This is a genomic window from Clostridium sp. Marseille-Q5894, assembly GCF_946902305.1.
GTDB lineage: Bacteria > Bacillota_I > Bacilli_A > Erysipelotrichales > Coprobacillaceae > Thomasclavelia.
In genome coordinates, this window is record NZ_CAMPPT010000001.1 from 71,644 (window position 1) to 86,710 (window position 15,067).

Genomic DNA, 15,067 nt, shown 5'->3' on the forward strand with positions numbered 1-15,067 from the left:
GTTTAATCTGTATATTTAAAAATATACAGTATAATGTTAATATGTTCAATGTAAGGGGGATTTTAAATATGAATTATAAAACTTTAAAAATTGCTACTGTGGGTTTAATGGCTGCATTAGCATATGTATCTTTTACTTTTCTTCAAATTAAAATTACTACTCCAGGAGGAACTACATCTTTTCATTTAGGAAATACTTTTTGTATTCTTGCAGCTCTTTTATTAGGAGGAGTTCCTGGAGGATTAGCTGGAGCCATTGGAATGGGAATTGGTGATCTTCTTGATCCTATATATATTACTTATGCACCCAAAACGATAATTTTAAAAATGTTGATTGGAATTATTGCGGGAATAGTCGCACATCGTATTTTTAAAATTAATAACTGTAAAAGTAAATCTAAATTACTTATTTATGTAATAGTTTCTGCTATTGCAGGTATGTTCTTCAATGTAATTGGTGAACCATTATTTGGATATTTCTATAATTCTGTAATTTTAGGTGCTCCAGAGACAGCTGCTGCCACATTAGCTAGCTGGAATGCTATTACAACTTCAGTAAATGCAATTATTACTGTTATTCTATCTTCTATAATCTATATAATTATTAGACCAAGATTAATAAAAAGTAATATTCTTAAAAAATTAGCACCTAAATACAAAGAATAATATTATAATTTTTTCTAATAAATAGGATATTGCACTAAACATTTGATTAATGAAATAAATATAAAGACCCTTTAAGGGTCTTTATAACTTTTTTATCTATTAATAAATTATTAAAATTTTTCTATATTCATCATTTATTTTATCTTTCATTAACTAATTTAAATATTCTTTTATTAAAATAATTTTATTTTATGTCATCATTTTTTATATTTTAATATTATCGCTATATGATAAGCTTTTTATATCTTTTTACTATTTTTGTAGCTGCTAGATTATAATTATTATAGTATGAAAACGATCTTTTTTGATTCTAAAGCTTTATTGTTGCCACATGCATGCATGTGGTATTTTATTTCACAATAAAAGAACAGTTACATATATATCTGTTCTTTATATTAATTAACGATTTATTTGTCTTTAATGTATTTTTGTTCCATTCGGTAAATTCTTAACACTTATTACTTCTAATAAACCTTTTTTATCACCGGCTAAAATCATTCCTTGTGATTCAATTCCTCTAATTTTTGCAGGTTTTAAATTTGATACTACAATAACTTTTTTCCCTACAAATTCATTTGGTGAATAATACTCAGCAATTCCACTTACAATTTGACGTACTTCATTTCCAATATCTATTTTAGAAACCAATAATTTATCTGCTTCAGGATGTTTTTTCGACTCAATGACAGTACCGACAGTTAATTCAACCTTTTTAAAATCATCTATTGTTATAAAATTAACATCTTTTTTCTTTTCTTTTTTTTCTGGCTGTAATGCAGCTATTTTCTTTTCTATTTCTTTTGGGTCTAAACGTGCAAATAGCATTTCTGGTTTTTCAATTACTTTAGTCCCTTCTTGATATAAACCAAATTTATTTAAGTCTAATAAACTTCTTTGATCTGTATTTATTTGATCAAGAATTTTATTTGCTGTTGAAGGCATAAATGGAATTAAAGCTACAGCACTAAAACGAATACTTTCAATTAAGTTATAAAGCACTGTCGCCAAACGATCTCTCTTACTTTCCTCTTTAGCAAGTGCCCATGGCATTGTTTCATCAATATATTTATTAGTTCTTCGAAGTAATGTGAAAATTGCATCTAATGCATCAGATGATTTAAAATTATCCATTTTTTCAATTACTTTTTTAGGCATTTCTAAAGCAACTGTGATTAGTTCTTCATCTATTTCTTCTTTAACACCAGGATTACTAACAACACCACTAAAATATTTATTAGACATTGCAATTGTTCTGTTTACTAAATTACCTAATATATTTGCTAGATCTGAATTAATTCTTTCAATCAATAAATCCCAAGTTATGCTTCCATCATTATCAAATGGTATTTCTCGTAAAACATAATATCTTACAGCATCTACACCAAAAATATCTACTAAATCATCAGCATAAATAACATTACCTTTTGACTTAGACATTTTACTTTCACCTTGTAATAACCATGGATGTCCAAATACCTGTTTAGGTAAAGGTATATCTAGTGCCATCAGCATTATAGGCCAGTAAATTGTATGAAAACGTACAATATCTTTACCAATTAAATGTAAGTCAGCAGGCCAAAATTTATTATATAATTCTCCATGATTTCCATCCACATCATAGCCTAACCCTGTAATATAGTTAGTCAATGCATCTATCCATACATAAACAACATGCTTAGGATCAAAATCGACGGGAATTGACCAGCTAAATGATGTTCTAGATACACAAAGATCTTGTAATCCTGGTTTTAAAAAATTATTCATCATTTCGTTTTTTCGAGATACAGGTTGAATAAACTCAGGATGTGTTTCAATATGATTTATTAAACGTTCTGAATATTTAGATAATTTAAAGAAATATGCCTCTTCTTTTGCTTCGTTAACTTTTCCACCACAATCTGGGCAGTTACCATCTACAAGCTGTGATTCTGTGAAAAAAGACTCGCATGCAGTACAATATTTACCTTCATAATATCCTAAATATATATCACCTTTATCATACAATTTTTTAAATATTTTTTGAACTTGCTGTTTATGATACTCATCTGTTGTTCTCATAAAGCGATCATAAGTTGTGTCCATTAAATCCCAAATTCTTTTTACTTCTGCTGCTTTTTCATCAACAAACTGCTTTGGATCTATACCTGCTTCTTTTGCTTTTAATTCAATTTTTTCTCCATGTTCGTCTGTACCAGTTTGAAAATAGACGTTATATCCTTCTTGACGTTTAAATCTAGCTATTGCATCAGCTAAAATTATTTCATATGTATTTCCGATATGAGGCTTACCAGATGTATATGTTATAGCAGTAGTTAAGTAATAATCTTTTTCATTTTTCATAATCAATAATCTCCTTTCAAATAAAAAAAGTCCTTACAAAAGGACGAATTATCGCGGTACCACCTTTTTTACACATATGTGTCACTCAATACTTTTAACGCAAGTTACACGGTTATCTTTAACTATTCAAGATAACAGCTCCGGGCCCATCACATAAAGCTAAACTCTTAGTTTCCACCACCCACTAAGTCTCTATAAGTGTTACTTTAACATTTTCCCTTCTTTGCTTTTTCCACTATTAACTTTAACAAACAATCCTTCTAAAGTCAAATCAAATTTAATTAGGATAATAATCTTATTATTTACTATTTTATATTAATTATTCAAACACTATATTTATAGTTAATGTTTCACGTGAAACATTTAATTATTCCTAGTTTGATTTAGTTCTAAATAAATTTTTTGCATTTCCATATCCGTTTTTGCCATCATATCAGCACAATTTTTTAATCTTCTTTGAATTTGTATATTTGCATCTTTAGTTCCCTTATAAACTAATTCATGTTCTAAAGAAGCCCAGCAATCCATAGCAATAGTTCTAATCTGTATTTCTACAGGAATATAAATAATTCCGTTTCGTTGGTATACTGGTACTTTTATTATTAAGTGTAAACTACGATAGCCATTATTTTTAGGATATTGAATGTAATTAGATTGTTTTATTTGGATAACATCATCTTGTAAGACTAATAGTTGAGCTATATATTGAATATCATTAATATAATTACATATTACCCTAAGTCCTGCAATATCATTTAATTGGCACATTCCTTGATAATTTTGTTCCAATCCTTTTCTATTTAATTTTTCTAATATACTAGCTGGTGATTTAATTCTACTTTGTATAGCATGAATTGGACTATATTGATAATTCAATTTAAGTTCTTCATCAATTATTTCTAACTTTGTTTTTACAATTTTTATTGCTGCTTTATATGGTTGCATTAGTGTTTCAAAATCTGTTTCATGTTGTTTAATATTAATTATATCTTTATTCATTATTTTTACCGAATGTAGTATTCGGTACCTCCTTTTTATTAAAATTTTTATATAATTAAATTCATTCTACAGATTATTATATTAAATATTTTTATCATTAATACATCAAAATTATGGATATTTATGTTAAATAAAATCTTAAATTTATACAATCAGATTCATTATATAAAAGTAGTTTTATTAATATTTTATAACTTAAATTATTATTTTGATTAATAAAAAAGATCTAAATAGAGTAATAGACTCTTTATAGATCTCTTTCTTAATAATTTGATAAGTATTTTTAAATTATCTAAAAAACTATTTTATAACACTCTTTAATTCAAAATATTGTTGTAATGTATCTAATGTAACGAATTGATATCCTTTATTATTTAATTCTTCTAATGCTAATTCTAAACCATTTATTGTAAAACTATGAATATCATGTATTAATATGACAGCACCATCAAATGCTTTATTTACAATTACATCTTTAATTTTATTAGCATCCTTCAATTTCCAGTCTTCAGTGTCTAAATTCCATAACGCAATTTTCATTCCATTCTTCGATATAGCCTCTTTAACTGTATCATTAATTGAACCAAATGGTGGTCTTATAAATTTAGGTTCATATCCAGTTATTTTAAAAATTGCATCTTGGGTATCTACAATTTGTTTATTCACTCCATCTATATCTAATTTTTTTAAATCAGGATGATCCCAAGAATGACTTCCTATTTCAAAACCATGTTCATATACTGTTTTTACAACATCTGGATATAACTCAGCATTTTTCCCTAGCATGAAAAAAGTAGCGCGTCCATTATATTTTTCAAATAATTCAATTACTTTTAAAGTATTGGTTTTATGTGGTCCATCATCTAAAGTTATTGCTACCATTTTTTTATTAGTATCTATTTGTGGTTGATCTGCTGGTTTAACTACATCTAATGGCGCATTAGAAGGAATATTCTTATTTGCAAGTTTTATTAAATCTTTATTGTCCTCATAATTTATTTCAACTTTATTTTTTAGTTCTTCATCACTATAAATAACCAATTTTTTACTTTCTACAACAATACTTGAACTATTTGAGTCAATATTTTCAATTCCGCTAATACTAGAAGATAGTACACTTTTATAATTATTTCTTAAACAATCTTCGACTGTTAAGATTTTTTCATTTTTTAAATCATAAGTTAATAATTTATTAGTTGTAGAAATTACATTTACATCTTCATCATATCTATTTATCTTTAAATTTAAATTAATATATTGATTATATACCTCATTTATTGAATAATCCATATATATAATATCTTTACTTTTCTTATTTTCTTTTTGCTCTTTTAAATAATTTTCGTAAAATTCATTAACTATCTTATTTAATTCTTTACTTTCTGTTTCTGGATAATACATGGATATATATAAATTATCACTTTCATCTTTATAGTGTTTTACTTCACCAATACTTTTGTTATCCTCACTATATTGATTAAATTGATCATATATACTATCTTTATTAAAGAAATAGAATATTCCACCTATAATAATTGCAACTATTAACAAAATTATTATTACATATTTTATTTTTCTATCTGCTTCATGTGATCCTCTTGCATAACTATATTTCATTCATTTTCCATCCTTTCACCTCTTATATAATACTTTATTTGTAGAATTAAATCAAATTAATCGTTTTTATAAAATTTATATATATTTAATGTTTCACGTGAAACATTAAGCATATAATTAAAGTTAAAAAAAGACGATTTACTCGTCTTTCTTATGATATGCTGCATAAACTTCATTTTTCTTAATATTTCTTAATTTAGCAACTTCTTTTATTGAATCCTTTACTGACATACCTTTAGCAACATAATCATTGACGTGTTCAACAATAGTTTGCTCAAAAATATGTTCTTCTATAACATTAACATTACCAGAAACTACAATTACCATTTCACCTTTTAATTCATCTATAATATTTAATACTTCACTTATTTTACCTCTTATAATTTCTTCATACTTTTTTGTAATTTCTCTACATAGAGCAATCTCGCGATCTCCAAAAATTTCTAACATTAATTTTAATGTTTTTGCAATTCGATGTGGAGACTCATACAAAACTAATGTTTCTTGATACTTTTTTAAATTTTCTAATTCTTTCTTCTTTTTCTTATCCTGATGATCTAAAAAACCATAAAATATAAAAGGTTGCGGAACTATTCCAGAAACAACAAGAGCATCAAGACAAGCATTTGCACCACTAATCGGAATAACATTTATTTCATTTGCAATTGCTTCTTTTACTAATTCAAAGCCAGGATCTGATATAGCAGGATATCCAGCATCACTAACTAATGCAATATTATTACCTTCTAATAGTAAATTAATTATTTTAGGAATAGAATGTATAATATTATGTTCATGGTGCGATATTAATTTTGTCTTTATATTATAATAATTTAATAATTTGACAGTATTACGTGTATCTTCAGCACCAATATAATCTACTTCTTTTAAAATTCTTATTGCACGATATGTTATTTCTTCTAAATTTCCTATTGGTGTCGCAACAAGATATAAACATGGATGATTATTTTCAAAACTTTTTTGTCTATTCATCAATTTTTTCTCCAAACATTTTCCTTACTTCATTGCTATAAGTACCATCTTCATTATGAGCATATAATGGTGGCTCAATTTTTAATCCTTTTTTTCCTTTATATATTCCCTCAACTAATAAAACATGGCTTGCACGACCATATTTAGGATATACAAATCTTATTCTTTTAGGTTCTATTTCATATTTCTGCATAATATTTAAAATTTCAATCATTCTATCAGGACGATGAACCATTGCAAACTTACCACGATTATCCAAAATTTTTGCAGCACTTTTAATAATACCTTCTAAATCAATTTTTATTTCATGACGTGCAATACTTAAAAATTCATTTTCATTTATATTACTATCTTCATCTACTTTAAAAAAAGGTGGATTACATACAACAAGTCCAACTTTTGAAGCCTTTTTTACATATTCACTTATATCATCATTAATTATTTCAATTTGATCCTTTAAGTCATTTAATATAACATTTTTCTTTGCTAATTCAACTGCTTCTGATTGTATTTCTATTCCAATGATCTTTTTATCTGTTCTTGTTGATAAAAGTAATGGAATTGCTGCATTATTAGTGCCAAAATCAACTATTTTCTTAACATCTTTAGTAATAGTGCAAAAGTTAGCTAATAATACTGTATCCAAAGAAAAGTTAAACATATCTTTTCTTTGGATTATCTTCATATGATTAAAAGCTAATAAATAATTAGTTACTTCATTATCCATACTTAATTATTATCCAAACGTTTAAAATTAATTTCATTTAATCCAACAAAAATTATTGCACCATTATTATCTATTTTAACTAAATCATTAATTACATTAAGACCTAATACCTTAACATCTTTACCTTCATATTTCACTCTGCTTCCTATTTTAGGAAAACGCTGCTTTTCAATCGTATAAACTTCATCTTCATATTTTAAACAGCACATTAGTCTACCACAAGCACCAGATATTTTTTCTATATTTATAGCTAGCATCTGATTTTTAGCCATATTTATCGATACACCATTAAATTCTCCAAACAAAGATGTACAGCACAAAGGTAACCCACATGTTCCTATTCCACCTATTACTTTAGCTTTGTCTCTAGGACCAATTTGGCGAAGTTCAATACGACATCTAAAAACTGTTGCTAATTCTTTTAATAACTCTCTAAAATCAACTCGTTCATCAGATGTATACATAAAAATAACTTTAGCTTTATCTAAGGTGAATTCACAATTAGTAAGTTGCATATCCACATCATATCTTGGCACTATATCTCTACAAGTTATCAAAGCTTCTTGGGCATCAATTAAATTTTTTTTATACGCTTCAACATCTTTTTGATCTGCTAAACGTAAAATTGGCTTTAATTCTGTATCAAGATTAAATTTTTCTATTTCCATTAATTCTTGTGATATTTCACCCAATTCTAATCCTCTAGCTGTTTCAACAACTACATAATCTCCTTTTTTTAATTCTAAATCTGTAGAAAAATAATATACTTTTCCTGCATTTTTAAATTTTACACTTGCTAATCTAAGATTTTGCATAGTAACACCTCTCTATAATCTATACATAAAACTATCCATTAATAATGCAATATTAGCATTACTTTCTATAGTATAAATAGTCTCTAATACTAATTCTATTTGTTTTATTAATATAGTTTCTTCAACATTAATACTTTTAAACAAATCTATATTTTCAGAATATAACACTTTTTGATTATGTTTCACGTGAAACACATCCTTCATTGCTAATAATAACATATTCAAAAATAATTTAATATCCTCACGCTCTTTATATTTTTTTAATAAATTAGTCTGAGTATTAATAATTAAATTATTACGTTTAAAATATAAATCTTCAATAAAATTTATTACTTGTAAATACATATAATTAAATCGATCATCATATAATTTTTTTGCTTCATCAACATCAGCTGCTAAAAAAGCTAACACATTAGCAGCATCATTAGGAATACTATCATTAATCAATTGCTCTGCTATACTTTCTTTACTATCTGGTTGTATATCTATTACTTGGCATCGTGAAATAATCGTTGGTAAAACTCTATTAATATTTTTTGTCGTAAATAAAGCATAAACACCTTCATTTGGTTCTTCCAACATTTTTAATAAAGTGTTCATCGCTTCTTTAGTTGAATACTCAATATTTTCAATTATGTATATCTTTGCTTTTCCTTCTAATGAAGACTTTTTAAATGTTTCTTGAATTTTTTCAATATCACCTTTTTTTATTGAAGCAATATCTCCATCTAATTTAATAATATCACTATATTTGTTTTCCAGTACTTTCCGACAATCATTACATTTCATGCAAGCTAAAGTTTCATCGCAAATTATCGACATTGCTAAAAAATTTAAAGGCTTTTCTGTATTATTTCCAACTAATAAAAAAGCATGTGGTATTCTATTTTGTGAAAATTCATTATTGATTAGATGATAAAAAACCGGCTGAAATTTTATTAAATAATCTTTCATAACTTATCCCTAATTATTTTTAACGCTTGACTTGCTACTTCATCAATTGATTTACTTGCATCAATTTTAATAATGCGGTTTGAATATTTATTACAAATAGTTAAATAACCATCATATACTTTTTTATGAAAATCATTAGATTCCAAATCTAATCTGTCCATATCTCTATTGTTCTTATTTATTCTTGCCAAACCTTGTTCATAAGATATATCAAAAAATATTGTTAAATCAGGAATAGTATCACCAATTGCAAATAGATTTATCTGATATACTTCATCTATTCCTATTCCTCTTCCGATTCCTTGATAAACTAATGAACTGTCCACAAATCGATCACAAATAACTATGTATCCTGCCTCTAAAGCGGGACTAACTTTTTCTACTAAATGCTGTCTTCTTGCAGCTGCATATAATAAAGCCTCAGTTCGTGCATCCATCATAGTATTTTTTTTATCTAAAATTATATTTCTTACCTGTTCAGCTATTTCAATACCACCAGGTTCACGTGTTAATAATACTTTATATCCTTCAGATTGCAATTTTTCAAATATTATTTTTGAAATAGTAGTTTTACCACTACCATCTGGTCCTTCCAACGTAATAAACTTACCTCTCATTTTTTACTTCCTTCCTTTTTTATCAAAGCAATCTATAATAAATTATAACATATGTCATAGTTTGATACAATTCATTCATTTATTAGTACTATAAAATTAAAATAAATATTATTTTAATATATATTTATAATAAATATTAAATAAAAAATAATATTTATTATAAATATAAAATAATTAATATTATTTTTTATAATTATTTCATAATAGGCTTATAAAATATATAATAATAATTCCAGGATATCCTAGCATAATTAGAATGAAAATATTTAAAATATTAAAAGTAAAATAATTATTTGTCAATATGTTCAATATATACAAAAGTATAATTGATTTAAACAAGGTTAATATAAATTTTCGCATAAAAACACCTCTATAATAATTATATGAGGTGTTTATATTTTCTTTCTACCTTCAAGTGATTTTAATAATGTTAATTCATCAGCATAATCAATATTACTTCCAATAGGTAAACCATTAGCTATCCTACTTGTATTTATATTTCTTTTTGCAAGTAATTTAGCTAAATATAAAGCAGTTGTTTCACCATCACGCGTAGGATTAGTTGCAATAATTACTTCTTTGATAGAATCATCTAATCGCTCAAATAAAGAATCAATATTTAAATCATCCATTGTTTTACCGTCCATGATTGACATTGTCCCATGCAAAACATGATATACTCCATTATATTCTTTTATTTTTTCCATTGCAAAAACATCTTTAGATTCTTCAACAACGCAAATGATACTTTGATCACGATCATGATCCATACATATATCACAAATTTCGCCTTCACATATATGACCACATTTTTTACAATAATGTATTTTATCTTGAATATTTCCTATTGCTTTTGAAAAATCATTAACATAGTCTTTTTCCATTGATAAAACATAATAAGTTAACCGTTCTGCACTTTTACTACCAATACCAGGTAAACGCTTAAAACAATCAACTAAATCTTGAAAAGCTTCTGGATAATTCATATAAACCTCCTCTATTCTTCAAATTCAACAAGATCTCCAAATAATTCAACTGCCATTGATTGTGCTTCATTTAATTTTTTTTGAGAATTTTGAAAAGTTCCGATATGATGTAAAACAATTGGTTTTGCTTCAGGAAGAGTTTTTGCGCGATTCATTTCAATATATTTATTTCTTATATCAGGCCATGTACTACTTTTTACTGCTATAAAATCATAACTTTGTCCTAATACTTCTTGAAGAAACTTTTTTAATTGATAATAATTTTCCGTTTCATTAATCTCATTTACATTTGGCTGATGCTCAAATGCAATAATAATTCCTCCCTGACAAGCTGCAACAGGATTACCATCATATAACATTGAAGCAAATTTTGCTGTATTAAGATTGAATCGATATCTTGCAATTACTGACCATTTTTCTTTTATTTCATTTAATATTCTTCGATCAGCTTGAACTAGAATATTTAAAATATCATCAAATGAAACATCAATATTTTTATTTGAAACTTTTTGCTCTGTATCATCTTTGACATTTTTATTTTCTTCTTTTTTTAAATCATTATCTTGATCTATTAGCTTGGCTGTTTCTGGTGTTATTTCTTCTATTTTATTTAATTTTTCAGAATCATCTTCTTTTTTTATTTCTTCTACTTTTTTTGTTTTTTCAATGAAATTATTTTCTTCTTCAAGAAGAACTTTATTTTCATCTTTTACATTATTACATATTTTTAACATTGCTAGTTCAAAATATGTTTTTGCATCTAAAGATTGACTATAATGAGAACTTGCTTCTATTAAAATATCAATTATCTTAAATGCTTCTTCAATTAAAATATAAGGTACTAAATTATCAATATCATCTTTAGATAATACAAATAAAATATCAATATCTTGAGTATTTTTATAAATTATTACATCTTTTAAAACATCTATTAAATCATATGTCAATCTTTTAATATCAATACTTGTACTGAGCATATTATCTAATGATTCTAATATTCCCTTTAAATCTTTAGAAAGTAATTTTTTAATAAATATAATTTTATTATCCATGGATAATAAACCATATATCATATTAACACTTTCTACAGTTAATTTATTTTCATAAGCTAAACACTGTTCCAAAATACTTAAAGCATCTCGCATTCCACCTTCAGCCAATTTTGCAATTATTTTTAAAGCAGCTACTTCATACTCTTTCTTTTCATGCTTTAAAACATATTCCAGTCTATCAATAATATCACTTTCATCAACTTTTTTAAAATCAAATCGTTGACATCTAGATATGATCGTTGGCAAAATTTTATGTGGTTCAGTTGTTGCGAGAACAAAAACAATATGTGCTGGTGGTTCTTCCAAAGTCTTTAATAAAGCATTGAATGCCCCTGTTGACATCATATGAACTTCATCAATAATATACACTTTATATTTTCCATTTATAGGTGCATATTTTACTTTATCTATCAAATCTCGAACTTCATCTACACCATTATTACTAGCAGCATCAATTTCAATAACATCAGGATGTTCTCCTGCTGTTATAGCTTTGCAATTAGGACAAGTATCGCAAGGAGGATTATCTCCAGTACAATTTAAAGCTTTTGCGAGTAACTTAGCTACAGTAGTTTTACCAGTTCCTCGTGGACCAGCAAATAAATAAGCATGAGAAATACGATTTTCTTTAATTGCATTTTTTAATGTTGTTACGACATGTTCTTGCCCAGCAACTTCATTGAAAGTTTGGGGTCTATATGATCTATATAAAGCTTTATAAGACATTTATAATCACTCCTCATCCTTATCTATTATACTATATAATTAAAAAGATAAATATAATTAAAAATTTAATTTTTTATTATTCCTTTTATTTTTAAAATAATCTTTAATTATTTTTGAACATTTTTCTTGTAAAATTCCACCAGTAATTTCTGGTCTATGATTAACAGGTGAATCTGAATTATAGATAGTAGTCAAAGCCAGCCATCTTTTTTCATATGCCCCAAAAACTACTTTTTTTATTCTACTATTTATTATAGCTCCAGAACACATTATACACGGTTCAAGAGTTACATATAATATGCACTCATCAAGATACCAAGAATTAAATTTTTTACAAGCTTCATTAATTGCTATAACTTCTGCATGAGCTGTAGCCAAGTTAGTCGTTTCACGAAGATTATGTGCCTGCGCTATTATCTGATTATCTTTAACTATAACAGCTCCAACAGGTACTTCATCTTTATCTAAACACTTTAATGCTTCTTGATATGCAATTTCCATAAACTTAATATCTTGTTCCATGCAAAATTCTCCTTTTTATAAAAAAGCCACTACACACAGACGGTTATTCTTAATGCTGCTACCTTCCGGTCCTGACATGGTTCGAAGCCGCCTATTGTAATGGCAAAACTAATTATATAACATTAATTCATCAAATTCAATAATAAACTTAAATAAAATATAAACTGTGTATTGTAAAATGAAACTGGAATTAAGGTAATGTAATGATTGGCTAGCCAATCATTACATTTCGCCGCCAACTCCCTCTAGTCTCAATTTTTAATTTTTTACATGAAAAATGTTCATAGAAGTCGTATTATTTTAGTCGACCAAAACCTAATAAAGGAGACTCTCTATGAACACTTATACTATATCACAAAAATCTAAAAATAAACACCTTCAGTTTTTTCATTATGAATTTATTGTTAATGAACTTATTCGTTTTAACGCTCTGCATTCTGGTCATAAGCGTAATATCGGTAAAACTCAATTCATTCATTATTTGGCTGTTTCTGTTGGTACTTCTGTCTCTAATGTCTATTCTATCATTAAGGATGCCACTATCACTGTTAGAGATACCTATCTTAATGAACGTACTGAACTTTCTGCTTTGGCTGCCTTTGAAAAAAGATCTAAGATCCATAAGACCCCTAACAATTCTAAACTTCATAAGGCTCATGATTTTATCACTCTCGTTGAAAATGAAATGAAATCAAATAGACTTTCCTCTGTTGATGAGACTATCAATTATCTTCGCCTTCATGAAAAAGATAAAATTAAAAATATGGTAACTGTTTCTACTAAGACTTTCTATAATTACATACACGAAGGAAAAGTTTCGATAAAACCAATTGATCTGCCTAGAATGCTAAGAAGAAAGACGAAAAAGAACTGGAAAACTTATATCCCTAAAAGACAGAAGGGAACTTCTATCATGGAAAGACCTGAAAGCGTTGATACAAGAGAGGAATTTGGTCACTGGGAAGGTGATCTTGTCACTGGTCCAAGAGATGGACAAAATGGTGCCTATTTGACCCTGATTGAAAGAAAAACAAGATTCTATTATATGATTCCTATTACATCAAAATCTTCTAAAAAAGTTTATATGCAGATCAATAAGCTTCATAAATTTTATAGTGACGATTTTAAGAAAATATTCAGATCCATTACATTCGATAATGGAAATGAATTTGCCAGATGGAAGGATATGGAAAAGAAACCAGGATCAAAAGAACAGCGTACAAAGATTTATTTTGGGAGACCATATCATTCATGTGATAGGGCATCAAATGAAAACTGCAATGGACTTATAAGATATTTTATAAAGAAAGGAACTGATATTAATACAATAGATAAAGAAAAAACATTAGATATTAATCAAAAAATCAATCAAAAGAAAAGGAAGATACTTGGTTATCTTCCTGCAGAACAGCTATTTGTCAAAGAACTGGCTAAAATTGGTATAACTAAAAATACGATTTTCTATAAAAATTAGAACTTTTTTATCTTATTTCCACTCTCTGCTTGCAATTCGGGAATAAAATATAAACAATATTTAGGATATTATTTTATAAATATAAATTCATTAAATAAACATTCAAATATTCATCACCAATTTTCATATAATTATCATAACGTCCAATAATTTCAAATCCAAATTTTTTATACAATACAATTGCAGCCATATTATCAGTAACTACTTCTAAATCTATAATTTCTAAACCCGCTTCAATTGCATAACCAATAGTGGCAGAAAGTAGATTTGAACCAATTCCTTGATTCCAATAATCTTTTAATACAGATATTCCCAAACTTGCATGATGTTTCAAACGTTTTTTAGAATTTCCTTTTAATGAAACCATCCCTACAATTTGATTATCATCTTTTGCAACGATCATTATAGAATTAGGATCATCGTTAATTTCTTGAATTAATTCCATTTCCTGAATTTCATTTAATTTATCATCATCAGCTCCAAAAGTAAGATTTGTTGTTTGATCAGCAACAATATTTAAATATTCAACGACTCTTTTAGCATCACTAGGTAAAACTTCACAGTATTCTATTTCCATCTT

At 26.6% G+C, this 15,067-nt stretch carries 13 protein-coding genes, 1 other RNA gene, 1 pseudogene and 1 other annotated feature; of the genes and pseudogenes, 2 read left to right on the plus strand and 13 right to left on the minus strand.

The genetic code is table 11. From position 1 onward, the window contains the following. The first annotated feature begins 59 nt into the window (after positions 1 to 59). Positions 60 to 665: an ECF transporter S component gene (locus tag OC535_RS00305; protein WP_498823074.1), complete on the plus strand. Its 606-nt coding sequence runs from the start codon at positions 60 to 62 to the stop codon at positions 663 to 665. Between the two features lie 417 nt (positions 666 to 1,082). Here OC535_RS00305 and metG read toward each other — a convergent pair. From metG to ffs, 12 genes and pseudogenes are all read right to left on the minus strand, one after another. Further along, positions 1,083 to 3,023 (minus strand): annotated as a pseudogene (gene metG, locus OC535_RS00310) (methionine--tRNA ligase); the annotation flags it as partial. An 18-nt stretch (positions 3,024 to 3,041) separates the two neighbouring features. Then, positions 3,042 to 3,238, minus strand: a binding site (T-box leader). Positions 3,239 to 3,368: 130 nt separating this feature from the next. Further along, positions 3,369 to 4,004: a GTP pyrophosphokinase gene (locus tag OC535_RS00315; protein WP_034595770.1), complete on the minus strand. Its 636-nt coding sequence runs from the start codon at positions 4,002 to 4,004 to the stop codon at positions 3,369 to 3,371. A gap of 300 nt (positions 4,005 to 4,304) precedes the next feature. Next, positions 4,305 to 5,621: a polysaccharide deacetylase family protein gene (locus OC535_RS00320; protein WP_498822882.1), complete on the minus strand. Its 1,317-nt coding sequence runs from the start codon at positions 5,619 to 5,621 to the stop codon at positions 4,305 to 4,307. A gap of 138 nt (positions 5,622 to 5,759) precedes the next feature. Continuing rightward, positions 5,760 to 6,614 (minus strand): 16S rRNA (cytidine(1402)-2'-O)-methyltransferase, encoded by an 855-nt coding sequence (gene rsmI, locus OC535_RS00325; protein WP_227052989.1) that lies wholly within the window; start codon positions 6,612 to 6,614, stop codon positions 5,760 to 5,762. Continuing rightward, positions 6,607 to 7,341: a tRNA1(Val) (adenine(37)-N6)-methyltransferase gene (locus OC535_RS00330; RefSeq protein ID WP_498822883.1), complete on the minus strand. Its 735-nt coding sequence runs from the start codon at positions 7,339 to 7,341 to the stop codon at positions 6,607 to 6,609. Before OC535_RS00330 ends, rsmI begins: the two co-directional genes overlap by 8 nt. Positions 7,342 to 7,343: 2 nt before the next feature. Beyond that, entirely contained in the window at positions 7,344 to 8,156 is an 813-nt protein-coding gene (gene ricT, locus OC535_RS00335) for a regulatory iron-sulfur-containing complex subunit RicT (RefSeq protein WP_498822884.1), read from the minus strand. Between the two features lie 12 nt (positions 8,157 to 8,168). Further along, complete coding sequence (locus OC535_RS00340) at positions 8,169 to 9,110, minus strand: DNA polymerase III delta subunit-related protein (protein WP_498822885.1); 942 nt, start codon at positions 9,108 to 9,110, stop codon at positions 8,169 to 8,171. Then, positions 9,107 to 9,727, minus strand: a complete 621-nt coding sequence (gene tmk, locus OC535_RS00345; protein ID WP_227052992.1) for a dTMP kinase — start codon at positions 9,725 to 9,727, stop codon at positions 9,107 to 9,109. Before tmk ends, OC535_RS00340 begins: the two co-directional genes overlap by 4 nt. Before the next feature lie 392 nt (positions 9,728 to 10,119). Continuing rightward, a complete protein-coding gene (gene recR, locus OC535_RS00350; protein WP_024722432.1) occupies positions 10,120 to 10,713 on the minus strand; it encodes a recombination mediator RecR in 594 nt (197 codons plus the stop codon). An 11-nt stretch (positions 10,714 to 10,724) separates the two neighbouring features. Then, the gene (gene dnaX / locus OC535_RS00355; RefSeq protein WP_498822886.1) at positions 10,725 to 12,491 is read right to left on the minus strand and encodes a DNA polymerase III subunit gamma/tau; all 1,767 of its coding nucleotides are present in this window, start codon (positions 12,489 to 12,491) and stop codon (positions 10,725 to 10,727) included. Between the two features lie 57 nt (positions 12,492 to 12,548). Further along, positions 12,549 to 13,013, minus strand: coding sequence for a nucleoside deaminase (locus OC535_RS00360; protein ID WP_024722431.1), 465 nt, complete (start codon positions 13,011 to 13,013; stop codon positions 12,549 to 12,551). 19 nt (positions 13,014 to 13,032) lie between these two features. Continuing rightward, positions 13,033 to 13,120: signal recognition particle sRNA small type (gene ffs, locus OC535_RS00365), an RNA gene on the minus strand. A gap of 227 nt (positions 13,121 to 13,347) precedes the next feature. Between ffs and OC535_RS00370 the strand changes: the two genes are divergently transcribed. Further along, entirely contained in the window at positions 13,348 to 14,487 is a 1,140-nt protein-coding gene (locus tag OC535_RS00370) for an IS30 family transposase (protein WP_498822887.1), read from the plus strand. 73 nt (positions 14,488 to 14,560) lie between these two features. On the opposite strand, the gene OC535_RS00375 is transcribed toward OC535_RS00370, so the two are convergent. Then, complete coding sequence (locus OC535_RS00375) at positions 14,561 to 15,064, minus strand: GNAT family N-acetyltransferase (RefSeq protein ID WP_498822888.1); 504 nt, start codon at positions 15,062 to 15,064, stop codon at positions 14,561 to 14,563. Positions 15,065 to 15,067 lie beyond the last annotated feature (3 nt).